The sequence below is a fragment of the Xanthomonas translucens pv. undulosa genome (assembly GCF_017301775.1).
Lineage (GTDB): Bacteria > Pseudomonadota > Gammaproteobacteria > Xanthomonadales > Xanthomonadaceae > Xanthomonas_A > Xanthomonas_A translucens.
In genome coordinates this window covers 1,363,108-1,385,427 of the sequence record NZ_CP063993.1, presented here as the reverse complement: position 1 = coordinate 1,385,427, position 22,320 = coordinate 1,363,108, and the positions used below count along the sequence as shown (strand labels likewise).

22 protein-coding genes and 1 tRNA gene are annotated in these 22,320 nt (G+C 68.9%); 14 read left to right on the top strand and 9 right to left on the bottom strand.

Annotated features, from left to right (window positions below; all coding sequences use genetic code 11):
• Window positions 1–10 precede the first annotated feature (10 nt).
• The 5 genes from mltG (at window position 11) to ISN38_RS05660 (ending at window position 3,213) form a co-directional block, all read left to right on the top strand.
• Window positions 11–1,072 (top strand): endolytic transglycosylase MltG, encoded by a 1,062-nt coding sequence (gene mltG / locus ISN38_RS05680; protein WP_038237756.1) that lies wholly within the window; start codon window positions 11–13, stop codon window positions 1,070–1,072.
• Window positions 1,069–1,737: a dTMP kinase gene (tmk, locus tag ISN38_RS05675; protein WP_058358980.1), complete on the top strand. Its 669-nt coding sequence runs from the start codon at window positions 1,069–1,071 to the stop codon at window positions 1,735–1,737. The genes mltG and tmk overlap by 4 nt, the downstream gene beginning before the upstream one ends.
• Window positions 1,734–2,711 carry a DNA polymerase III subunit delta' gene (locus ISN38_RS05670; protein WP_003468812.1) on the top strand — a complete coding sequence of 326 codons (978 nt, stop codon included), beginning with the start codon at window positions 1,734–1,736 and terminating at the stop codon, window positions 2,709–2,711. The genes tmk and ISN38_RS05670 overlap by 4 nt, the downstream gene beginning before the upstream one ends.
• Window positions 2,708–3,061: a PilZ domain-containing protein gene (locus ISN38_RS05665; protein WP_003468813.1), complete on the top strand. Its 354-nt coding sequence runs from the start codon at window positions 2,708–2,710 to the stop codon at window positions 3,059–3,061. The genes ISN38_RS05670 and ISN38_RS05665 overlap by 4 nt, the downstream gene beginning before the upstream one ends.
• 77 nt (window positions 3,062–3,138) lie before the next feature.
• A tRNA-Val gene (locus tag ISN38_RS05660) sits at window positions 3,139–3,213 on the top strand.
• Window positions 3,214–3,353: 140 nt separating this feature from the next.
• Here ISN38_RS05660 and ISN38_RS05655 read toward each other — a convergent pair.
• Both ISN38_RS05655 and ISN38_RS05650 read right to left on the bottom strand, forming a co-directional pair.
• Window positions 3,354–3,611, bottom strand: coding sequence for a Txe/YoeB family addiction module toxin (locus ISN38_RS05655; protein WP_003468814.1), 258 nt, complete (start codon window positions 3,609–3,611; stop codon window positions 3,354–3,356).
• Window positions 3,608–3,859, bottom strand: a complete 252-nt coding sequence (locus ISN38_RS05650; RefSeq protein WP_003468816.1) for a type II toxin-antitoxin system Phd/YefM family antitoxin — start codon at window positions 3,857–3,859, stop codon at window positions 3,608–3,610. Before ISN38_RS05650 ends, ISN38_RS05655 begins: the two co-directional genes overlap by 4 nt.
• Window positions 3,860–4,014: 155 nt before the next feature.
• Between ISN38_RS05650 and ISN38_RS05645 the strand changes: the two genes are divergently transcribed.
• Window positions 4,015–4,779 carry a DNA-formamidopyrimidine glycosylase family protein gene (locus ISN38_RS05645; RefSeq protein ID WP_003468819.1) on the top strand — a complete coding sequence of 255 codons (765 nt, stop codon included), beginning with the start codon at window positions 4,015–4,017 and terminating at the stop codon, window positions 4,777–4,779.
• Here the strand turns inward: ISN38_RS05645 and ISN38_RS05640 are convergent.
• Window positions 4,776–5,498 (bottom strand): ArsR/SmtB family transcription factor, encoded by a 723-nt coding sequence (locus ISN38_RS05640; RefSeq protein WP_003468821.1) that lies wholly within the window; start codon window positions 5,496–5,498, stop codon window positions 4,776–4,778. The two genes, ISN38_RS05645 and ISN38_RS05640, sit on opposite strands and share 4 nt — an antisense overlap.
• Before the next feature lie 123 nt (window positions 5,499–5,621).
• Here ISN38_RS05640 and ISN38_RS05635 point away from each other — a divergent pair, with 123 nt between their 5' ends.
• Both ISN38_RS05635 and ISN38_RS05630 read left to right on the top strand, forming a co-directional pair.
• A complete protein-coding gene (locus tag ISN38_RS05635; protein WP_003468823.1) occupies window positions 5,622–6,071 on the top strand; it encodes a nuclear transport factor 2 family protein in 450 nt (149 codons plus the stop codon).
• 168 nt (window positions 6,072–6,239) lie between these two features.
• Window positions 6,240–6,929, top strand: a complete 690-nt coding sequence (locus ISN38_RS05630) for an SH3 domain-containing protein (RefSeq protein ID WP_196479346.1) — start codon at window positions 6,240–6,242, stop codon at window positions 6,927–6,929.
• A gap of 167 nt (window positions 6,930–7,096) precedes the next feature.
• Here ISN38_RS05630 and ISN38_RS05625 read toward each other — a convergent pair whose 3' ends face one another.
• Window positions 7,097–7,372: a hypothetical protein gene (locus ISN38_RS05625; protein ID WP_003468826.1), complete on the bottom strand. Its 276-nt coding sequence runs from the start codon at window positions 7,370–7,372 to the stop codon at window positions 7,097–7,099.
• 334 nt (window positions 7,373–7,706) lie between these two features.
• Between ISN38_RS05625 and ISN38_RS05620 the strand changes: the two genes are divergently transcribed.
• A complete protein-coding gene (locus tag ISN38_RS05620) occupies window positions 7,707–7,997 on the top strand; it encodes a hypothetical protein (protein WP_003468827.1) in 291 nt (96 codons plus the stop codon).
• 50 nt (window positions 7,998–8,047) lie between these two features.
• Here the strand turns inward: ISN38_RS05620 and ISN38_RS05615 are convergent, their stop codons facing one another.
• The 5 genes from ISN38_RS05615 to ISN38_RS05595 form a co-directional block, all read right to left on the bottom strand.
• Complete coding sequence (locus tag ISN38_RS05615) at window positions 8,048–11,248, bottom strand: error-prone DNA polymerase (protein WP_058362493.1); 3,201 nt, start codon at window positions 11,246–11,248, stop codon at window positions 8,048–8,050.
• Entirely contained in the window at window positions 11,245–12,687 is a 1,443-nt protein-coding gene (locus ISN38_RS05610; RefSeq protein WP_003468830.1) for a Y-family DNA polymerase, read from the bottom strand. The genes ISN38_RS05615 and ISN38_RS05610 overlap by 4 nt, the downstream gene beginning before the upstream one ends.
• 10 nt (window positions 12,688–12,697) lie before the next feature.
• Complete coding sequence (gene imuA, locus ISN38_RS05605; protein ID WP_058362808.1) at window positions 12,698–13,342, bottom strand: translesion DNA synthesis-associated protein ImuA; 645 nt, start codon at window positions 13,340–13,342, stop codon at window positions 12,698–12,700.
• Window positions 13,342–13,950 carry a transcriptional repressor LexA gene (gene lexA / locus ISN38_RS05600; protein WP_003468833.1) on the bottom strand — a complete coding sequence of 203 codons (609 nt, stop codon included), beginning with the start codon at window positions 13,948–13,950 and terminating at the stop codon, window positions 13,342–13,344. The genes imuA and lexA overlap by 1 nt, the downstream gene beginning before the upstream one ends.
• Before the next feature lie 162 nt (window positions 13,951–14,112).
• Window positions 14,113–15,348 (bottom strand): citrate synthase family protein, encoded by a 1,236-nt coding sequence (locus ISN38_RS05595; RefSeq protein WP_003468835.1) that lies wholly within the window; start codon window positions 15,346–15,348, stop codon window positions 14,113–14,115.
• Between the two features lie 120 nt (window positions 15,349–15,468).
• On the opposite strand from ISN38_RS05595, the gene prpB reads away from it, so the two are divergent.
• The 5 genes from prpB to prpF all read left to right on the top strand — a co-directional run bounded on the left by prpB (window position 15,469) and on the right by prpF (window position 22,221).
• Entirely contained in the window at window positions 15,469–16,356 is an 888-nt protein-coding gene (gene prpB / locus ISN38_RS05590) for a methylisocitrate lyase (RefSeq protein WP_003479805.1), read from the top strand.
• A gap of 161 nt (window positions 16,357–16,517) precedes the next feature.
• Complete coding sequence (gene prpC, locus ISN38_RS05585; protein WP_003468838.1) at window positions 16,518–17,684, top strand: bifunctional 2-methylcitrate synthase/citrate synthase; 1,167 nt, start codon at window positions 16,518–16,520, stop codon at window positions 17,682–17,684.
• A 168-nt stretch (window positions 17,685–17,852) separates the two neighbouring features.
• Window positions 17,853–20,468, top strand: coding sequence for a Fe/S-dependent 2-methylisocitrate dehydratase AcnD (gene acnD / locus ISN38_RS05580; protein WP_003468839.1), 2,616 nt, complete (start codon window positions 17,853–17,855; stop codon window positions 20,466–20,468).
• A gap of 65 nt (window positions 20,469–20,533) precedes the next feature.
• Window positions 20,534–20,995 carry an SRPBCC family protein gene (locus tag ISN38_RS05575; RefSeq protein WP_003479807.1) on the top strand — a complete coding sequence of 154 codons (462 nt, stop codon included), beginning with the start codon at window positions 20,534–20,536 and terminating at the stop codon, window positions 20,993–20,995.
• Between the two features lie 35 nt (window positions 20,996–21,030).
• Window positions 21,031–22,221 carry a 2-methylaconitate cis-trans isomerase PrpF gene (prpF, locus tag ISN38_RS05570; RefSeq protein ID WP_003468841.1) on the top strand — a complete coding sequence of 397 codons (1,191 nt, stop codon included), beginning with the start codon at window positions 21,031–21,033 and terminating at the stop codon, window positions 22,219–22,221.
• The last annotated feature ends 99 nt before the right edge of the window (window positions 22,222–22,320 follow it).

The following is a 22,320-nucleotide window of genomic DNA, read 5'->3' as shown; positions in this document are numbered from 1 at the left end:
CGAGGTGGCCGTGGCTTGGGCTAAACGCGGGTGTCTGACCCTGCTGGCGACAGTGCTGGTGCTTGCGCTGCTGGCCGCTGCGGCCGGCGCGTGGTGGTGGCAGGGCTATCGCGCCTTCTCCGACCAGCCGCTGCACGCGGCGCAGCCCAGCGTGGAGGTGGCGCGCGGCGATTCGTTCAGCGGCGTGCTGCGCAAGCTGCGCGCGGCCGGGGTCGAACAGGGCAGTAATCTGCAGTGGCAGTTACTTGCGCGCCAGCTCGATGCCGCCGGCAAGCTCAAGGTCGGCGAATACGCGTTGCAGCCGGCGCTGAGCCCGCGCGAACTGCTGCTGCGCATGCGCAAGGGCCAGGTGATCCACTACCGTTTCACCATCGTCGAGGGCTGGAACATCCGCCAGCTGCGCGCGGCGCTGAACGCGGCCACGCCGCTGCGCCACGTCGCCACCGAGTTCAGCGACAGCGAACTGATGGCCAGGCTCGGCCAGCCCGGGCAGCACCCGGAAGGCCGCTTCCTGCCGGAGACCTACCTGTACCAGCGCGAGGACAGCGATCTGGACGTGTTGCAGCGCGCCCATGCGGCGATGGACAAGGCGCTGGCCGAGGCCTGGGATGCGCGTGCCGCCGAGCTGCCGTTGCAGTCGCCGGAGCAGGCGCTGAGCCTGGCCTCGATCGTGGAGAAGGAAACCGGCCTGGCCGCCGAGCGCCCGCAGATCGCAGGCGTGTTCGTGCGCCGCCTGCAGCAGGGCATGAAGCTGCAGACCGATCCGACCGTGATCTACGGCATCGGCAGCGCCTACGACGGCAACATCCGCAAGCGCGACCTGGAAACCGATACGCCGTACAACACCTACACCCGCAGCGGCCTGCCGCCGACCCCGATCGCCATGCCCGGCCGCGACGCGCTGCGCGCGGCGACCAACCCGGCGCCCGGCGACAGCCTGTACTTCGTCGCGGTCGGCGACGGCAGCGGCGCGCACGTGTTTTCCGCCAGCTATGCCGAGCACACCGCGGCGGTGGCGCGCTATCTGCAGCGCTTGCGCCAGGCGCGCAGCGGCGCGGCGGTGACGCCATGAGCGAGGCCGTGCTGCGCCACCATCGCTTCGTCAGCCTGGAAGGCGGCGAGGGCGCCGGCAAGACCACCGCGATCAACGCGATCCGCGACTGGCTGCAGGCGCAGGGCCACGAGGTAGTGCTGACCCGCGAGCCCGGCGGCACCCCGCTGGCCGAACGCATCCGCGAGCTGCTGCTCACCAACGCACCGGCGCAGCAGCCGGCCGAGCCGCTGGCCGCCGAGACCGAACTGTTTCTGGTGTTCGCCGCGCGCGCCCAGCATGTGCGCGAGGTGATCCGCCCGGCGCTGCAGCGCGGCGCCTACGTGGTCAGCGACCGCTTCACCGATTCCAGCTACGCCTACCAAGGGGAGGGCCGCGGCCTGGACCGCGCCTGGATCGCCGACCTGGAGCGGCGCGCGGTCGGCCTGCAGCCGGGCCTGACCCTGCTGCTGGACCTGGACGTGCAGATCGGCCGCGCCCGCACCAGCGGCCGCGACCTGTGGCCGGACCGGATCGAGAGCGAGCAGGACGATTTCTTCCAGCGCGTGCGGGCCGGCTTCCGCCAGCGCGCCGCGCAGGACCCGCAGCGCTTCCGCACCATCGACGCCAGCCAGCCGCCGCAGGCGGTGGCGCAGGACGTGGCCGCCGCGCTGGCCGCCTGGGTGCAGCAGGATCGCACGCCATGAGCGCCGCTTCGACCGACACGCTGCCTTTCGCGCCCTGGCAGCAGCGCGCCTACGAGCAGACCGTGGCCGCGCTCGACGCCGGCCGGCTTGGCCACGGCCTGCTGATCTGCGGCCCGGACGGCCTGGGCAAGCGCGCGGTGGCGCTGAAGCTGGCCGCGCACGTGCTCGGCCAGGGCGAGCCGGCTGCGAACCTGCGCAGCGCGCAGCTGATCGCCGCCGGCACCCATCCCGACCTGCAGCTGATCTCGTTCATTCCCAACCGCACCGGCGACAAGCTGCGCACCGAGATCGTCATCGAACAGGTGCGCGAGATCTCGCAGAAGCTGTCGCTGACCCCGCAGTACGGCATCGCCCAGGTGGTGGTGGTGGACCCGGCCGACGCGATCAACCGCGCCGCCTGCAACGCCCTGCTCAAGACCCTGGAGGAGCCGCAACCAGGCCGCTACCTGTGGCTGATCAGCGCGCAGCCGGCGCGGCTGCCGGCGACCATCCGCAGCCGCTGCCAGCGCCTGGAGTTCAAGCTGCCACCGGCCGACGAGGCGATCGCCTGGCTGCTGGCCCAGGCGTTTCCGGAAAAGACCGCGCGCGAAGCGCTGGTTGCCGCGCGCGGCCACCCCGGCCTGGCCGCGCAGTGGCTGCGCGAGGACGGCCTGAAACTGCGCCGGCAGGTGGCCGCGGACCTGGAGCAGGTCGCCGCGGGCAAGCTGGGCACGGTCGAAGCGGCGCAGCGCTGGAGCGCCGACGGCTTCGCCGAACAGCGCCTGGGCCATGCCGCCGACCTGGCGCTGGCGCAGGCTTCGCAGGCCGGCTTGACCGACCCGGCGCGATTGCACAAGCTGGCCACCTGGTTCGACGCAGCCAATCGCACCCGCGACCTGCTGCGCACCACCGTCCGTGGCGACCTGGCCATCGCGGAACTGTTGTTGGCCTGGCGCGATGGCGATCGCCCGGTCCGGAGAGGGGCACAACGATGAGTGCGATGAGCGGACGCCAGGGCATCCTGTCGCTGGCGGTGAAGGACAAGGCGGCGCTGTACAACGCGTACATGCCGTTCGTGAAGAACGGCGGCATCTTCGTACCCACGCCCAAGCGCTATTTCCTGGGCGACGAAGTGTTCCTGCTGTTGACCCTGCCCGATTCCAGCGAGCGCCTGCCGGTGGCCGGCAAGGTGATCTGGGTGACGCCGATGGGCGCGCAGGGCAACCGCACCGCCGGCATCGGCGTGCAGCTGCCGGACAACAGCGAAGGCGAGACCATCCGCAACAAGATCGAGACCCAACTGGCCGGCACGCTCAACGCCGACAAGCCGACCCAGACCATGTAGCGCGAGGCATAGGTGCGGCATCTGTGGGGGCCGTTGACGCCAGCCGCAGCAGCCCTATAATGTGCGGCTCGCGGCACGGGCGGTTAGCTCAGCGGTAGAGCATTGCCTTCACACGGCAAGGGTCGCAGGTTCGAACCCTGCACCGCCCACCAAAAAAATCCCTTGGTTTTCAGAAAGGGTTTCGCGAAACAGAAAAAGCCGGCCATGTGCCGGCTTTTTTGTTGTCCTGCACTTGTCTTGCGAACCGTCGTTGGCAGTCGAGCACCTGCGCATCACGCTGCAAGCGGCGCGGCTACACGTAGTGGTAGCGCACCTGCGCGATCAGCAGGACGCCCGCCTCGACCTTGTACACGATGCGATGTTCGTCGTTGATGCGCCGCGACCAATAGCCGGCCAAGGCATGGCGTAGCGGTTCTGGCTTGCCGACGCCCTGGAAGGGATCGCGTTGAATGGCTTTGATCAGGTCGTTGATGCGCTTGAGCATCTTCTTGTCGGTCTGCTGCCAGTAGAGGTAGTCCTCCCAGGCATTGTCCGAGAACTGAAGCGTCACTCGGCCAGGTCCCGTGCCTTGCCGCGACCGGCCTCGAGCTGGGCGATGGATTCCAGCAGGCGCTGCGCGCTCTTCGGACTGCGGAGCAGGTAGGCGGTTTCCTCCATCGCCTTGTAGTCTTCAAGCGACAGCATGACCACGGATTGCTCGCGGCTGCGGGTGATGATCACCGGCTCGTGGTTGTTGACGACGCGCTCCATGGTGTCCGCAAGGGCGGCGCGTGCAGCGCTATAGGTGATGGTGTCCATGCTGGGCTCCAGTTGTACAAATAATTGTACATGTGGATTGGGGCGTGTCAATTTGGGCTTCCTGGGGTGACACGAAACAGTCCCAAGGAGGCGTCATGTCCATAGGTGGATCGTCGGCTCACGATCGGCTCACGGCCATTCCCGATACTGCGGCCATGCCCGAAGGTCCTTCGATCGTCATCCTGAAAGAAGAGGCGGCCGCGTTCGCGGGGCGCAAGGTGTTGCGGGTGTCCGGCAACAGCAAGCAGGAGCTGGCGCGGATGCGCAACCGCAAGATCCTGTCGCTGCGCAGTTGGGGCAAGCACTTCCTGATCGAGTTCGACGGGTTCAGCCTGCGCATCCATTTCCTGCTGTTCGGCAGCTATCGGATCAATGCGCGCGAGGAGGCGACGCCGCGGCTGAGCCTGGGGTTCGCCAAGGGCGAGGAACTGAATTTCTACGCGTGTTCGGTCAAGTTCATCGAAGGCGCGCTGGACGCTGCCTACGACTGGCGCGCCGACGTGATGAACCCGGACTGGGACGCGGCGCAGGCGCGGCGCAAGTTGCGCCTGCGGCCGCGCACGCTGGCCGCCGATGCGTTGCTGGACCAGGACGTCTTCGCCGGGGTCGGCAACATCATCAAGCACGAGGTGCTATCCCGCATCCGCGTACATCCGCAGAGCGAAGTGGGGGCGTTGCCGCCGCGCAAGCTGGCCGAGCTGGTGACGCAGGCGCGCGCGTCCAGCTTCGATTTCTACACCTGGAAGAAGGCCTTCGTGCTGAAGCAGCACTACCAGGTGCATACCAGGACCATTTGTCCGCGCGACGGCCATCTGCTCACCTATCGCAAGCAGCTCGGCAAGGCGCAGCGGCGCGCGTTCTTCTGCGAGCATTGCCAGCGCCGTTATGTGCTGGATGCTTCCCTCTTTGAAGAATCTTAGGGATCCAGCGCGAGTTCGTCGCCGGTAAGCCGGTGGATTCCCAGTTCCGTATGCAAGCCGGCCCAGCCGCTGTCGGTGATGTGGATCGCGCGCGAGCCGTCGCTGCGGCGCAGCCAGCGTTTGGCGCAGAGCAGCGCAAGCAATTCGACGCCGAGCGAGCCGGCGAGGTGGTGCTTGCGTTCGGTCCAGTCCAGGCACTGCCGCGCTATGCCGCGCCTGCTCGAGGCGACACGCGAAACATCCAGGCCCATCTGCGCGAACCAGGTGGCGCCCTCGGTGGTCACCACGTATCGCTTGTCGCCGTCCCTGGCGATCAGCGCACGCTGTTCCAGCGCTTCGGCCACCGCCACGCCCAGTCGCCCGGCCAGATGGTCGTAACAGCATCGGGCCAGGCTCAGAGATTGTTGCTTGTGCCCGGCTTTCCGGCATCGCGGTGCGGCGGGTGCGGCGAGGGTCGCCAGGTTTTCCAGTGCGAACGCGACGTGGGAACCGGCCAGCCGGTAGTAGCGGTGGCGGCCTTGGGCTTCGACCGCCAGCAAGCCGCCGTCCAGCAGTTTCGCCAGGTGCGAACTCGCCGTCTGCGGAGTGACGCCGCCGGCGAAGGCGAGTTCCCCGGCAGGCAGTGCACGCCCGTCGATGAGCGCCATCAACATGGCGGCGCGGGCGGGATCGGCGATCAGGAACGCGGTCGCCGCAAGCTTGGGCTGTTCGACCGGCATGTGTGTACTCCTGGCGGGCGCCGTCATCATAGACCGCACCCTGCCGGAACGCTTCGACACGCATCGAATCGATGGCCTGTGCATGTTCCTAGACTGCAATGCACTACATTCGGAGTGTCTTGCATGAGCGAAATCGAAGCGCGGTCGAACGAGGCGCACGGCGATGCCCGCCGCATCTTCGAGCAATGGCATCGCAGCGTCGTCGAGCGCGATCTGCATGCGCTGATGGCGCTGTATGCGGACGACGCGATGCTGGAAACGCCATTGGCGTACGTGGTTTCTGCAGAGCGGCAAGATGGAAGGCTGCAGCGCCGAGAAGCGATCAAGGCGTTCTTCGCTGCGTCTTTCGCACAGCCCGAAAACGGCCTTGGCCGCTGGTATCGCACCGACCGTTGCCATGCATCCCACCGCCAAGTGGTGTGGGAATATCCGCGAGAAACGCCGGAGGGCGATCAGGTCGATCTGGTGGAAGTCATGGACATCGATGCGCGCGGCCTGATCGCGTGCCATCGGGTGTACTGGGGCTGGAAAGGCGTACAAACGCTGCTGACGGTGTTGGGCAGGAAGCCGTAGTCGATGCCGGGCAACCTGCGCGGCGCAATCGGGTCTGGCAACGACCAGCGTCTTCTCGGTTCCGAGTGGGCGAGGTGGCCATTGACGATAGCCGATCGAAGGCGTTCCCGGCTTTTGCAGCAAGCGTCCGCTGTGGGGCGAGGCCATCAAGAGCGGGATTTTGTGGCCATGCTGCACACCTGCGACGGTTATGATGGTTGCCATGACAAACGCTTCAAAAAACTTGCGAAGCACTCGAAGGAAAAAATGGCGATCACCCGTTTTCTGGTTATTGGTTTGTTCTCGCTTTGCCCCGTAGCGCCTGCAATCGCTGGCACGGCTGCGCTGCATTCGGGCAAGTACGAAGGGCTGATGCTCGCCGTGACGCCCGAGCATGCGGTCGAAGGCTTCTACTCGGAAGAGATGGGCGAGGGCGTGAGCCGTGGTTGTGCGTTCTACCTGCAGGGCAAGGCGGAGAGCGCAGCCCCGGTCGCGGTCACCACTTGGGCGGACGGCGCCTATCCCGGCACGGTGGCGGCATCGCCCGATGGCGTGACGCTGACCGTGAAGCAGGGCCGTGAGCATCCCGGTTGCCTCAATGTGTTGATGCCGGAAATCGCCACTGGCCTGGACCTGACCCGGACCGCCGACAAGAAATGGATCGGGCTGGTGACGGTGTCCGCCGACAAGGCATATCTGCAGAAGGCGCCGGGTGCCAAGACGCCCAAGGGTGCCTATGTCGTCAAGGGCGATGTGGTGGGCGTGCTGGCGTTCAAGGATGGTTGGGCCCAGGTCGAATTCATCAATGCCAAGGATGCTTCGTTCACGGGTTGGATCGATCACGACCAGTACGCGCGCCTGGCCGCTCCAAAGCGCTGATCGCGGGCGCGGCACGTCGCAATATTGGACGTGCCGATGCAATTTCCTGGTCCGCCAGCACTGCTGGTTTCCTCCAGTGGATCGGCACAGTTGTGATGGATGAAGGGGCACGATTCATTCAATCCGTCCATCTCGTTTGACCGCAGGCCATGGCGCCGATGTGCGCGCTATGCTCGATAGAAATGGATCGCGGTTGTCTGTCCGATGCGTCGCCCGCCTTGATCGAAGGCGACGCCCAGGCTTGCGTCCGTTCGCTTTAATTCCCGGCTGCACGCATTCGCGTTTTGCAGCGGCGGGGCCGGGTCTTCCAACTGGACGATCGCATACCCCTCGGTGATCTCCAGTCTGCCGCGCAGCGCCAGCTGCTCTTCTGTCATCGAAACGCGCCTGTCAGCCTGTCCTGCCGCCGTGCGGACAGCGGTGGCCGGTGCGCTCTCTAGCATGGGCGCCATCCTTGTTTGCGCGATGCGCAACGTGCGGCGACATGGCCGCCGCGCTTGGCTCCGCTGATCCGGTTGTTCGTTCCGCAGCCGTGGGGTTTCGTCGCGACACGGCTGGCACCGGCGTTCGCGGTGGCTATCTTCCATTGGCGCTGTCCGCAACGAGCGGATGGCGATACGCGCGGTCCGATGCCGCTGCGGCCTGTTTGCCGGTGTTCTCGGCGCGTGCGGCGATGCCGTGCGGGTTGCCGGGGTGCTGTGCAGGCGTGCGCTGCGGCACTTCGCCCTTGCGCGGCCGCTTGGGGATGGCGGTCTTCGTCTCCGTTTGGGAGTAGCTATGAACAAGACACTCGCGGCGCTGGGTTTTTCGTGTTTGCTGATAATGTGCGCACCGGTGCAAGCGGCACCGGTGGAGTGCGACAGCATGGCCGCGACGGCCAGGCTCGTGGCCAGGTATCGTCAGTTGGGTGGGCCGTTGTCGGACATCGCCAGCCACGGTTCGATCGGGTCGAGCAAGGCCAGGCGCGAAATGGCCGCTACCATCTACCGCGAACGCCTGGGCGAAGCGGATGCGGTGCAGCGGGCGATGCAGGCATGCGGTCTTGCGGCGGATGCGCCCTCGCAATAACAGTGCCTGCCTGTTCGACGCGCAAGGCATGCAGCGTTGTGCTCATCGACTCAATGGAAATCGCGGCTGCGAATGTCCAGTCCGAGCAGCAGCGGGGTCAGGTCTTCGAGATGGTCGGCGATCAGGTGGCGCACGCCGTCGGCGGTTTCCAGGCGGCCGCGCACCGCCAGTAGCCTGGATTCGATCAGCGCCTGGCGCTGGCGGTCGGCCAGGCGCCGCCAGACCACGACGTTGACCAGGCCGTGTTCGTCTTCGAGGGTGAGGAAGGTGACGCCGCTGGCGGTCTGCGGGCGCTGGCGCATGGTCACCAGGCCGGCGATGGCGACCGCGCTGGCGTGGGGCAGGGCGCGCAGTTCGGCGGAGTGGCGAAAGCGTCGCGCACGCAGTTGCGCGCGCAGCAAGGTCAGCGGGTGTTTGCCGAGGGTGGTGCCGATGGTCGCGTAGTCGGCACGAATGTCCTCGCCGAGGCTGGGCAGCGGTAATGCCACCTGTTGTTCCGGTGTGGCGTCGAGCGGCTCGAATAGCGGCCGCTGCGCTTCGACGCCGGCCACCGCCCAGCGTGCGCGGTGGCGGTGCCCGGCCAGCGGTTTCAGCGCGCCGGCATCGGCCAGGCTGTCGCGCGCCTTGTCGTCGAGCGCGGCGCGATGGCACAGGTCGGCGAGATCGTGGAAGGGCGCCTGCGCGCGCGCCTGCTGCAGGCGCAGCGCGGCGTCTTCGGCCAGGCCGCGGACCATGCGCAGGCCCAGGCGGATCGCCGGCTGCACCGTCGGATCGGCACTGTAGGCTTCCAACCCGCAATCCCAGTCGCTGTAGCGCACGTCCACCGGACGCACCTGCAGGCCGTGGCGGCGCGCGTCCTGCAGCAATTGGTCGGGGCTGTAGAAGCCCATCGGCCAGCTGTTGATCAACGCACAGGTGAAGGCCGCCGGTTCATGGCACTTGAGCCAGCAGCTGGCGTAGGTGAGCAGGGCGAAACTGGCGGCGTGGCTCTCGGGGAAGCCGTAGCTGCCGAAGCCCTTGATCTGTTCGAAGATGCGCGCGGCGAATTCGGCGCTGTAGCCGTTTTTCAGCATGCCCTTGGTCAGTTTCTCGCGGTGCGGTTCCAGTCCGCCATGGCGCTTCCAGGCGGCCATCGAGCGGCGCAGTTGGTCGGCCTCGCCCGGTAAGTAGTCGGCAGCGACGATCGCCAGTTGCATTACCTGTTCCTGGAACAAGGGCACGCCGAGCGTGCGTTCGAAGAACTTGAACAGTTCCGGCGGCAGATCGTCGACGTCTTCTTCTTCGTTGCGACGGCGCAGGTAGGGATGCACCATGCCGCCCTGGATCGGGCCGGGACGCACGATCGCCACCTGGATCACCAGGTCGTAGAACTCTTTCGGGCGCAGCCGCGGCAGCATCGCCATCTGCGCGCGCGACTCGATCTGGAACACGCCGATGGTGTCGGCGCGCTGGATCATCTCGTAGGTCTTGTCGTCTTCGGCGGGAATGGTCGCCAGGCTGTAGTCCACGCCTCGGTGCGCGCGCAGCAGATCCAGCGTGCGCCGCAGCGCGCTGAGCATGCCCAGCGCGAGCACGTCCACCTTCATCAGACCGACCAGTTCCAGGTCGTCCTTGTCCCACTGGATCACGGTGCGTTCGGCCATCGCCGCGTTCTCCACCGGCACCAGCGTGTGCAGCGGATGTTCGGAGATCACGAAGCCGCCGGGGTGCTGCGACAGGTGCCGCGGGAAACCGATCAGTTCGGCGCTCAGCGCCAGCAGCCGGCGCATCAGCGCAGTGTTGGGATCGAAGCCGCGTTCGCGCAGGCGTTCGTGCGGCGGGACTTCGTCGTCCCACTGGCCAAGCGTGGACGCCAGTGCGTCGATGCTATCGCCGGGCAGGCCGAGGGCGCGCGCCACGTCGCGCACTGCGCTGCGGCCGTGGTACTGGATCGCCACCGTGGTCAACGCGGCGCGTTCGCGACCGTAGTGGTTGAAGATGTACTGGATCACTTCCTCGCGGCGGTCGTGCTCGAAATCGATGTCGATGTCGGGCCGTTCCTTGCGCTCTTCGGAGATGAAGCGCTCGAACAGCATGCCGATGCGGTCCGGGTCGATCGCGGTGATGCCCAGCGCGTAGCAGACGGCGGAGTTCGCCGCCGAGCCGCGGCCCTGGCACAGGATGTGGCGCGACCTGGCGAAGCGCACCAGGTCGTAGACGGTGAGGAAATACGATTCGTAGCCGAGCCGGGCGATCACGCCCAGTTCGTGTTCGATCAGGCGCCGCGCCTTTTCCGGCACGCCGTGCGGCCAGCGCGTGGCGGCGCCTTGCTCGGTGAGCGTGCGCAGCCATTGCGTCGGCGTCCGACCCGGCGGCACCAGCTCGTGCGGGTATTGGTAGCGCAGTTGGCCGAGGTCGAACGTGCAGCGCTGCGCGATGCGCACCGACTCGGCCAGCAGCGCGTGCGGATACAGCGTGGCCAGGGCCGCGCGCGGACGCAGGTGGCGCTCGCCGTTGGCGAACAGATGCGCGCCGGCTTCGCTCAGCGGCAGGCGCTGGCGGATCGCGGTCAGGGTGTCCTGCAACGCGCGGCGACCGCGCGCGTGCATGTGCACGTCGCCGCTGGCCACCGCCGGCACGCGCAGGCGCTGCGCCAGTTGCAGGCGCGCGTGCAGCAGGGCGCCGTCGTCGGGGCCGCACAGCAGTTCCACCGCCAGCCACAGGCGCTCGGGAAAGCGTGCCTGCAGCCAGGCGCCGTCGTTTGCGTCGCCGTCGCCATCGTCGTCGCGCGGCAGCCACAGGCACAGCAGGCCGTCGAGGTCGTCGTCGAAGTCTGCGTGCAGCGCGCGGTAGCTGCCTTTGTCGGCGCGCCTGCGGGCCAGGGTGATCAGCCGGCACAGGCGCTGGTAGCCGGGCAGGGTTTCGGCCAGCAGCACCAGCTTGGGGCCGTGCTCGATCTGTATTTCGCTGCCGACGATCAGCGCCAGGCCGGTGTCGCGGGCCGCCTGCCAGGCGCGCACGATGCCGGCCAGCGTGCATTCGTCGGTGATCGCCAGCGCGCGGTAGCCGTGCCGTGCGGCGCGTTCGAACAGTTCCTGTGCATGCGAGGCGCCGCGCTGGAAGCTGAAGTTCGACAGGCAATGCAGTTCGGCGTAGTCGGGCAATGCCGTGCGCGTGGACGTGGCGTCGTGCGCCGGGACAGATGGCGTGGCCGGTGCCTGTGCCGGCGCCGGCACGGCGCGCAGGCGCGCGCGTGGCGGGCCGTGGCTCATGCGAACCAGCCGTGCAGCATCAGTGCGTCCGGCGCATCGGCCGGTGCGAACACCCAGGCGCGCTGGCCCTGGCGGGTGCGCACGATGTAGTAGTCGCGGCGCACGTCGCCATCGTCCCACCAGCCGCTTTCGATGCGTTCCGGGCCGGCCAGGCGTTCGGGGTCGCGCTCGCGCAGCGGGATTGGGCGGGTCAGCAGCCAGCCGGGGCGGGGCAGCGTGGCGGCGGCAGGCGCAGGGGCTTTGTTCGGCTTGCCCGACGCTGCCGGCTTGCCCGATTCGGCGCGCCAGGCCTGTTCGGGGCGATGGTCGGCATGCGCGCGCAGGCCGTGTACCGCGTCGTCGCCCAGGCGTGCGCGCAGGCGTTCGCGCAGCTGTTCCCAGGGCAGCGCCTGCTGCGCGCGGTCGTCGAACAGTTCGCGCGCGGCGGGCACGAACGGCGGCAGTTCTTCGGCGCGCAGGCGCATGGCCTGCACCGGCGCCGGCACGCTGGCGTGCTGCAGGCGGCCGCGGGCCAGTTCGAACAGCATCGCCGCATCGCGCTCGGCGGCGAGCAGCCCGACCGGCACCACGCTGTCGTCCAGGCCTTCGTGTTCCAGATGCAACTGGAAGCGCTGCACGCCGCCGTCGCGCCCGGCCAGGAATGCGGCTAGGTCGGCAGTCAGCCGGCGCAGCGGGAACAGCAGGGCCTGGCTGGATTCCACCGCGTAGCCCAGTTCCAGCCGCGCATCGAAGCGGTCCGGCGGCAGGTAGTACTGCAGCGGCAGCGGCGCCTGCCCGCGCAGGGCGTCCAGGTGCTGCAGCAGCGCGGGCGGATAGCGCCGCGCCAGCGCCGTACGCGGCAGCGCGAACAGCTGCTGCAGCGTGCGCAAGCCCATCCGCGCGAAGGCCTCGGCCAGGCCCGGTTGCAGCCCCGCGCGTGCGATCGGCAATTGGCCCAGCGCGCACTGCAGCGCGGCGTTGTCGAGCAGGGCCATGCCGTCGTGTGCATTGGCCAGCGCGCGCGCGGCCAACGGGTGCGGTGCGACCACGATGCGGTGGCGGAAGCCCAGTGCGGTCAGTTCCTCGCGCAGGCGTGCCTCGAAGCGCGGCCAGGGTCCGAATAGACCCAGGCTGGCTTCGATTTCCAGCAGCAGCGCGCCGGGGTAATCGGTGCTGACCAGCGAGCTGAAGCGGTACGCCCACGCCGCCAGGAACTGCTGGCAGCGGCGGCTTTCCTCGGCATCGTGCAGGGCGGTGGCGAAGCGGTCGCACAGCGCCTGCGCGGTGGCCAGCGATTGCCCGGGCTGCAGGCCGCACGCGCGCGCGGCGGGGTTGACCGCCTTCAGCGTGCGCCGCTGCGGCGGGCCGGCGAGCAGCGCCAGCGGCTGGTCCGGCGTCGGCCAGCGCCGCAGCACCGTGTCGAGCGCCAGTTGCGGCAGCAGGATGCAGGCCCAGCGCATGCGCGCGTCCTCAAGCCGAGGCCGGCGCCGGCGTGGCCAGCGCGGACAGCGCGGACAGCGCGATCGGCCGTGCCGGCGGCATGCCGCCGCGGCACTTGAGCACACGCAGCTGTGCCGGTGCGGCATCGATGGCGATGCGCAACGCGGCCGGCGACGGATTGGCCGCGGCCTTCAGCGGCCGGTAGGCGAAGCCCAGCGCGCGCCCGGTCTCGGCCGCCACCTGCAGCCGCCGCAGGGTCTTGTCGTTGGCTTGCGCGGGCCAGCACAGCACCGCCGCGCAACTGCCCGAGCGCAGGCATTGTTCGGCGGCCCAGGCCGCGTCCGCGCCGGCGCGGACGATCTGCAGCTGCGGCAGCGCCACCCCGGCCTGTTCCCAGGCGCCGGGGTAGGGCAGGTAGGGCGGATCGACCAGGACGATGCGGCCGCCGCCCTGCGACAGCCGCGCCAGCGTCGGCCACAGCAGCTGCAGTTCGCCGATGCCGTCGGCGAACTGCAGCAGTTCGGTCAGCGCCATCTCTGGCCAGCCGCGCGCCGGTAGCGCGGCGTCGAGCGCGGCATGCCCGGTGGGCTGCGCGCTGGGCGGCAGCGCGGTCGGCTGGCCGCGCCAGATCCGGCGTTCGGCCAGCAGGCGGTCGAGGGCGACGACGGCCGCCATCAGCCTTGCCGGATCAGCCCGCAGTAATGGCCTTCGATGGCGAAGTCCTGCCCCGGCTGCACCACGATCGGCGCATAGGCCGGATTGCGCGGCAGCAGCTGGATGCGTTCGCCGTCGTGCCGGTAGCGCTTGATGGTGAGTTCGCCGTCCAGCCGCGCCACCACGATCTGCCCGTTGCGCGCATCGGCGGCACGGCGCACCCCGACCAGATCGCCGTCGAGGATGCCGTCGTCGATCATCGAATCGCCCTGCACGCGCAGCAGGTAGTCCGGACGCAGCGCGAACAGCGCGCGGTCCAGCCGCAACTGCTGGTCCAGGCCGATATCGGCGCCGATCGGCGTGCCGGCGGCGACCCGGCCCAGCACCGGCAGCCGCAGCAGCCCGCTGCGCGGCTGCGCCTGCGCCGGTCGCAGGCTGCGTGCCTGCTGCGGCACATGCTCCAGCAGCCCGGCCTCGACCAGCGCCTGCACGTGTTTGCGCGCGGCATTGCGCGAGGCGAAGCCGAAGCGTTCGGCGATCTCGGCCAGGCTTGGTGGCCGCCCGTCCTGCTCGGCGCAGTCGTGGACGTAGGCGAGGATGGCGGCGCGCTGCGGGGAGAGGGTGTCCATGGTGTACATTTGTACACCGTTGTGGGCAGTTTGGCGATGCAGGTCAGCATCGGGTCAGCTTCTTTTTGCCTTGCAGGGGCAGTTGATGCGTGCGGCCGCTGACGCGATGGCGGTGGGCAATAGGTGCGAACGGCGGGGGCGCCTGCTGCGCAGGCGCCCCACTCAGCCCGACGCCACGCCATCGGGCATCACCCCGGCATAGCGCGCGCGCGGGCGGATCAGCTTGCCCAGCGCCTGCTGTTCCAGCGCATGCGCCAGCCAGCCGGACAGCCGGGCGGCGGCGAACAGGACCAGGGCGTGGGCGGCGGGCAGGTCGTGGATGAGGCACAGCGCCGCGAGCATGCCGTCGATGTTGGGTGCCTGGCCGCTGCAGTCCTGCGCCGCGGCGAGCACCGTTTCCACATGCCGCATCTGTGGATGCTGGCCGCAGCGTTCGCGCAGCAGGCGCAGCACGTCGGCCGCGCGTGGGTCGCCGTGCGGATAGAGCGCGTGGTGGAAGCCGGGCAGGTCGTCGCCGCGCTGCCAGCGTTCGGCGACGAAGGCGGCCGGGTCGGTGGCGTCCTGTGCATCGCGCAGCAGGGCGTGGGCGCGGGCGGTGGCGCCGCCATGGCGCGGGCCGGACAGCGCGGCCAGGCCGGCGCTGACGGTGGCGTGCAGCGGCGCGCCGGTGGAAGCGACCACACGCGCGGCGAAGGCCGAGACGTTGAGTTCGTGGTCGGCGCACAGCACCAGGGCGGCACGCACCAGTTCGGCGAAGTCGGCATCGCCGGGGCGCCAGTGGTCGGCGATCAGGCGGTGCACCGGACGGGTGTCCGGCGCGGTGCCGACCAGCAGCGCCGCGTTCTGCCGCAGCAAGGTGGCGGCGATCTCGCGGCGCACCGTCGGCGCGGCGTTGAGCGGCTGGCGCAGCTCCAGGGCCAGCAGCGGGATGCAGGCCATGGCGCGCTCCAGCGGCGGCAGGGTGGTGTCGCCGGCCAGGGGAGCCACGCGTGGCGGCCACGGCGCGACCGGGGCCGCGGCGAACGGGTCCTCGTCCTGGCACTCCCACAGCAACCGTGCGATGTCCTCCAGGCCGGCGCCTGCGCGCACCGCCGCCACCGCCGAGCGCCCGCGGTAGTAGGGGCTGTCGGGGCGGATCAGAGAGATTCGCGTCTCCAGCACCGGCAGGCCGCGGTCCAGGCTCTGCGCGGCGCCGCGCGCCGCGCCGCGGCCGGCGCGCTTGCGCTGCGCCAGGCGCTCGACCTCGGCGCGCAGATAGGTGCGGCTGCGGTGGTCGCTGCCGGCGCGCGAACTGAGCAGGCCGCGGCTCACGTAGGCGTACAGCGTGGCGCTGCTGACGCCGAGCAGGGCGCAGGCCTCGGCGGCAGAGATCAGGTTGCGGTCGGCGGCGCTGGGCATGGCGATCCGTTGATAGGTTGATTGATTGAATCAAGATTGATCGGCGCGACCGAGAGTGCCAGATTGGCGGGCATCGCGAAACGGTCCTGCGCGGGCCGCCGCTCTTCTCAGGAGTCCGTCATGTCGCATGTTTCCGCCGGCGCCCGTTTCCGCGCCGCGTTGGCCGCCGAATCGCCGCTGCAGGTGATCGGCGCGATCAACGCCAACCATGCGCTGCTGGCGCAGCGCGCCGGCTATCGGGCGATCTACCTGTCCGGCGGCGGGGTCGCCGCCGGGTCGCTGGGCCTGCCGGACCTGGGCATCAACACCCTGGACGACGTGCTGATCGACGTGCGCCGCATCACCGATGTCTGCGACCTGCCGCTGCTGGTGGACATCGACACCGGCTTCGGCCCGAGCGCGTTCAACATCGAGCGCACCATCAAGTCGCTGATCAAGGCCGGCGCGGCTGCCTGCCATATCGAGGACCAGGTCGGCGCCAAGCGCTGCGGCCACCGCCCCGGCAAGGAGATCGTCAGCCAGGGCGAGATGGCCGACCGGGTCAAGGCCGCGGCCGATGCCAGGACCGATGCCGATTTCTTCCTGATCGCGCGCACCGATGCGATCCAGGTGGACGGCGTGGACGCGGCGATCGCGCGCGCCATCGCCTGCGTGGAGGCCGGCGCCGACGGCATCTTCGCCGAGGCCGCCTACGACCTGGACACCTACCGCCGTTTCGTCGACGCGGTGCAGGTGCCGGTGCTGGCCAACATCACCGAATTCGGCAAGACCCCGTTATTCAGCCGCGACGAACTGGCGCAGGCCGGGGTGGCGATCCAGTTGTTCCCGCTTTCGGCGTTCCGCGCCGCCAACAAGGCCGCCGAGGCGGTGTACACGGCGATCCGCCGCGACGGCCACCAGCACAACGTGGTGGACGCGATGCAGACCCGCGAGGAGCTGTACGAACGCATCGGCTACCACGCCTTCGAGCAGCGCCTGGACGCCTTGTTCGCCGGCAAGGGCGCATGATCCACGCCGGTTCCCCTGCCCGAGCACGTCCATGAACATCCACGCCGGCACCACGCCGCCACACGGCCGCATCTGCTCGCGCGCGGCGCAGCACCGCCGCAGGCCGCGCCCGCGCACTGATCCGCATCGATGACACGACCGCGCTACCCGGGAGACAACGCATGAACGACACCAACGCCAGCCAGGCTGCACCCGCCTTCAAGCCGAAGAAATCGGTGGCCCTGTCCGGTACCGCCGCCGGCAACACCGCGCTGTGCACGGTGGGCCGCAGCGGGAACGACCTGCACTACCGCGGCTACGACATCCTGGACCTGGCGCGCAGCAGCCAGTTCGAGGAGATCGCCTATTTGCTGGTGCACGGCAAGCTGCCCAGCAACAGCGAGTTGCGCGGCTACAAGGCGAGGCTGCGTTCGCTGCGCGGGGTGCCGGCCGCGGTCAAGGCGGCGCTGGAGCAACTGCCGCCGTCGGCGCACCCGATGGACGTGATGCGCACCGGCGTGTCGGTGCTGGGTTGCGTGCAGCCGGAGAAGGACGACCACAACCATCCCGGCGCGCGCGACATCGCCGACAAGCTGATGGCCTCGCTGGGCTCGATGCTGCTGTACTGGTACCACTACAGCCACAACGGCAAGCGCATCGAGGTGGAGACCGACGACGATTCGATCGGCGGCCACTTCCTGCATCTGCTGCATGGCTTCAAGCCGCACGAGGAGTGGGTGCAGGCGATGCACACCAGCCTGATCCTGTACGCCGAGCACGAGTTCAACGCGTCCACCTTCGCCTGCCGGGTCATCGCCGGCACCGGCAGCGACATGCACAGCGCCATCGCCGGCGGCATCGGCGCGCTGCGCGGGCCCAAGCACGGCGGCGCCAACGAGGTCGCGTTCGAGGTGCAGAAGCGCTACGACACGCCCGACGCAGCGGAAGCCGACATCCGCGCGCGGGTCGCGCGCAAGGAAGTGATCATTGGCTTCGGCCATCCTGTATACACCGTGTCCGACCCGCGCAACCAGGTGATCAAGGACGTGGCGCGCGAGCTGTCCGACGCGCAGGGCAGCCGCAAGATGTACGACATCGCCGAGCGATTGGAAGCGGTGATGTGGGAGATCAAGAAGATGTTCCCGAACCTGGATTGGTTCAGCGCGGTCAGCTACCACATGATGGGCGTGCCGACCGCGATGTTCACGCCGCTGTTCGTGATCGCGCGCACTGCCGGCTGGAGCGCGCACATTATCGAGCAGCGCATCGACGGCAAGATCATCCGCCCCAGCGCGAACTACACCGGGCCGGAGGATCAGACCTTCGTGCCGATCGACCGGCGCGGTTGATGTTTCGGGGCTCGGGACTCGGGACTCGGGACTCGAAAAGCGTACCGCCGACCAAGTCGGCTGAGCGCATCCGCTGTGCTGGAAATGCTTGACGCCGCTTTTCCGAATCCCGAATCCCGAATCCCGCCAAGCATCCCCCCGCTTTATTTCCCCACTTCGTAGCCAGCCATGAACAGCCACTACCGCACCTCCCTGCCAGGCACTTCGCTGGATTACTTCGACGCGCGCGCTGCGGTCGATGCGCTCCGGCCCGGCGCCTATGCCGCGCTGCCGTACACCGCGCGGGTGTTCGCCGAGAATCTGGTGCGGCGCTGCGCTCCGGCCATGCTGGACGCTTCGCTGATGCAGCTGATCGAACGCCGCTGCGATCTGGATTTCCCGTGGTTCCCGGCGCGCGTGGTCTGTCACGACATCCTCGGCCAGACCGCGCTGGTAGATCTGGCTGGGCTGCGCGATGCGATCGCCGAGCGCGGCGGGGATCCGGCGCAGGTCAATCCGGTGGTGCCGACGCAGCTGATCGTGGACCACTCGCTGGCGGTGGAATTCGGCGGCTTCGACAAGGCCGCGTTCGCTAAGAACCGCGCGGTGGAAGACCGCCGCAACGCCGACCGCTTCCACTTCATCGACTGGACCAAGCGCGCGTTCGAGAACGTCGATGTGATTCCGCCGGGCAACGGGATCATGCACCAGATCAATCTGGAGAAGATGTCGCCGGTGGTGCAGGTGCGCGATGGCGTGGCGTTCCCGGATACCTGTGTGGGTACCGACAGCCACACCCCGCACGTGGACGCGCTGGGCGTGCTGGCGATCGGCGTCGGCGGGCTGGAAGCGGAGAGCGTGATGCTGGGGCGCGCGTCGTGGATGCGGCTGCCGGACATCGTCGGCGTGGCGCTGCGCGGGCGGCCGCAGCCGGGCATCACCGCCACCGACGTGGTGCTGGCGCTGACCGAATTCCTGCGTGCGCAGAAGGTGGTCGGCGCGTATCTGGAGTTCCACGGCGAAGGCGCGGCCGCGCTGACCCTGGGCGATCGCGCCACGATCTCCAACATGACGCCGGAGTTCGGCGCCACCGCGGCGATGTTCGCGATCGACCGGCAGACCATCGACTACCTGCGCCTAACCGGCCGCGACGACACCCAGGTCGCGCTGGTGGAAACCTATGCCAAGGCCGCCGGACTGTGGGCCGACGACCTGGCCGCGGCGCAGTACGAACGCGTGCTGCCGTTCGACCTGTCCAGCGTGACCCGCAACATGGCCGGCCCGTCCAATCCGCACAAGCGCGTGGCGACCAGCGACCTGGCCGCGCGCGGCATCGCCGACCAGGCCAAGTTGGCATCCGGCAAGGCCGAACAGGCGCAAGGCCTGATGCCCGACGGCGCGGTGATCATCGCCGCGATCACCAGCTGCACCAACACCAGCAATCCGCGCAACGTCATCGCCGCCGGTCTGCTGGCGCGCAACGCCAATGCGTGTGGGCTGGTGCGCAAGCCGTGGGTCAAGACTTCGCTGGCCCCGGGCTCCAAGGCGGTGCAGCTGTATCTGGAAGCATCCGGGCTGCTGCCGGAGCTGGAACAGTTGGGTTTCGGCATCGTCGGTTTCGCCTGCACCACCTGCAACGGCATGAGCGGCGCGCTGGATCCGGCGATCCAGCGCGAAGTGATCGAGCGCGACCTGTATGCGACCGCGGTGCTGTCGGGCAACCGCAATTTCGACGGGCGCATCCATCCCTACGCCAAGCAGGCGTTCCTGGCCTCGCCGCCGCTGGTGGTGGCGTACGCGATCGCCGGCACCATTCGCTTCGACATCGAGAAGGACGTGCTGGGCGTGGACCAGGACGGCCAGCCGGTGACGCTGAAGGACCTGTGGCCCAGCGACGCGGAGATCGATGCGATCGTCGCCGCCAGCGTCAAGCCCGAACAGTTTCGCCAGGTCTACGAGCCGATGTTCGCGCGCAGCGGACTGGCCGCCGCGCAGGTGGCGCCGCTGTACGCGTGGCGCCCGCACAGCACCTATATCCGCCGCCCGCCCTACTGGGAGGGCGCGCTGGCCGGCGAACGCATGCTGCGCGGCATGCGCGCGCTGGCCGTACTCGGCGACAACATCACCACCGACCACCTGTCGCCGTCCAACGCGATTCTGGCCGACAGCGCGGCCGGCGAATACCTGACGCGGATGGGCGTGCCGGAAGAGGACTTCAATTCCTACGCCACCCACCGCGGCGATCACCTCACCGCGCAACGCGCCACCTTCGCCAATCCGCAACTGCTCAACGAAATGGCCGTGGTCGATGGCCAGCCGCAACGCGGTTCGCTGACCCGGCTGGAGCCGGAAGGGCAGGTGCTGCGCATGTGGGAGGCGATCGAGACCTACATGGCGCGCAAGCAGCCGCTGCTGATCGTCGCCGGCGCCGACTACGGGCAGGGCTCCTCGCGCGACTGGGCGGCCAAGGGCGTACGCCTGGCCGGGGTCGAGGCGATCGTGGCCGAGGGCTTCGAGCGCATCCACCGCACCAACCTGGTCGGCATGGGCGTGCTGCCGCTGGAATTCCAGCCCGGCACCACGCGCAAGACCCTGCGCATCGACGGCAGCGAGGTGTTCGACGTGCTCGGCGCGCGCACCCCCGGCGCGATGCTGACGCTGTCCATCGCCCGCGCTGACGGTACGCGCGTGGAAGTGCCGGTGACCTGCCGACTGGACACCGCCGAGGAACTGGCGATCTACGAGGCCGGCGGCGTGCTGCAGCGTTTTGCTCAGGATTTTCTGGAAGTGTCGAAACTGGCTTGACCCATTCGTCGGTGTCATGAGCGCGTGCCATCCTGCGCGCGCCGTCCACCAATGAGGAAACCACCATGCGCAACGGCCATCCCGGTAGCGTCCGCCTGCACCGCGTCCTGCGCGCGCCGGCCGAGCGCATCTACCGCGCGTTCCTGGAACCGACGGCGCTGGCCAAATGGCTGCCGCCGCACGGCTATACCGCTACCGTGCATGCCTTGGATGCGCGGGTGGGCGGCAGCTTCAGGATCTCTTTCGGCAACCTGGGCACCGGCACCAGCGAATCCTTCGGCGGCACCTATCTGGAACTGGTGCCCGGCCAGCTGATCCGCCATACCGATACGTTCGACAATCCTGGCCTGCCCGGCGAGATGAGGGTGACGGTCAAGCTGCGCGCGGTGGCCTGCGGCACCGAGCTGGACATCGTCCAGGACGGGATCCCCGAACAGATCCCGGTGGAGTTCTGCCATCTCGGCTGGCAGGAGTCGCTGACCCTGTTGGCGCTGCTGGTCGAGGCCGAGATTCCCGCCAACCCTTGAGCGACTCGCCGCTTACGCCTCTATCGGAAAATTCCATGTCCCACGTTCCCCAACTCCGCATTCCCGCCACCTACATGCGTGGCGGCACGTCGAAAGGCGTGTTCTTCCGCCTGCAGGATCTGCCCGCTGCCGCGCAGCTGCCGGGCGCGGCGCGCGATGCGCTGCTGCTGCGGGTGATCGGCAGTCCCGATCCCTACGCCAAGCAGATCGACGGCATGGGCGGGGCCACGTCCAGCACCAGCAAGACGGTGATCGTGGCGCCGAGCGCGCGCGCCGACCACGACGTGGACTACCTGTTCGGACAGGTGGCGATCGACCGCCCGTTCGTCGATTGGAGCGGCAACTGCGGCAACCTGTCGGCGGCGGTGGGGCCGTTCGCGATCGCTGCCGGCCTGGTCGATGCGGCGCGCATTGCGCACGACGGCATGGCCACGGTGCGGATCTGGCAGGCCAACATCGGCAAGACCATCCTGGCGCAGGTGCCGATGGCGGGTGGCGCGGTGCAGGAGAGCGGCGACTTTGAACTGGACGGGGTGACCTTTCCTGCGGCCGAGATCCAGCTCGACTTCCTCGATCCGGCCGCCGACGAGGACGGCGCCGACGGGGCGATGTTTCCCACCGGCAACCTGGTCGATACGCTGGAGGTGCCGGGCGTGGGCAGCTTCGCGGCGACGCTGATCAACGCCGGCATCCCGACCATCTTCCTCGACGCGCAGGCGCTGGGTTATCGCGGCACCGAACTGCAGGGTGCGATCAACGGCGATGCGCAGGCGCTGGCCAGGTTCGAGACCATCCGCGCGTACGGCGCGCTACGCATGGGCCTGATCGCCACGCTGGAAGACGCGGCGACGCGGCAGCACACGCCGAAGCTGGCTTTCGTCGCGCCGCCGGCCGACTACGTGGCCTCCAGCGGCAAGCCGGTCGCCGCCGCCGACATCGACCTGCTGGTACGGGCGATGTCGATGGGCAAACTGCACCACGCGATGATGGGGACCGCCGCGGTGGCGATCGGCACTGCCGCGGCGATCCCCGGCACGCTGGTGAACCGCGCGGCCGGTGGCGGTGCGCGCCAGGCGGTGCGCTTCGGCCATCCCTCCGGAACCTTGCGGGTCGGCGCCGAGGCCACGCAGCTCGACGGCCAGTGGAGCGTCACCAAGGCGATCATGAGCCGCAGCGCGCGGGTGCTGATGGAGGGCTGGGTGCGTGTGCCGGGCGAGATTTGCTGAGCCGGCGGCATGGCGGCGTCGCCGCAAATCCGCTCTTGTTTTTTTGTAGGAGCGGCTTCAGCCGCGACAAGTTCCAGCCGCAGGTCCCGTCGCGGCTGA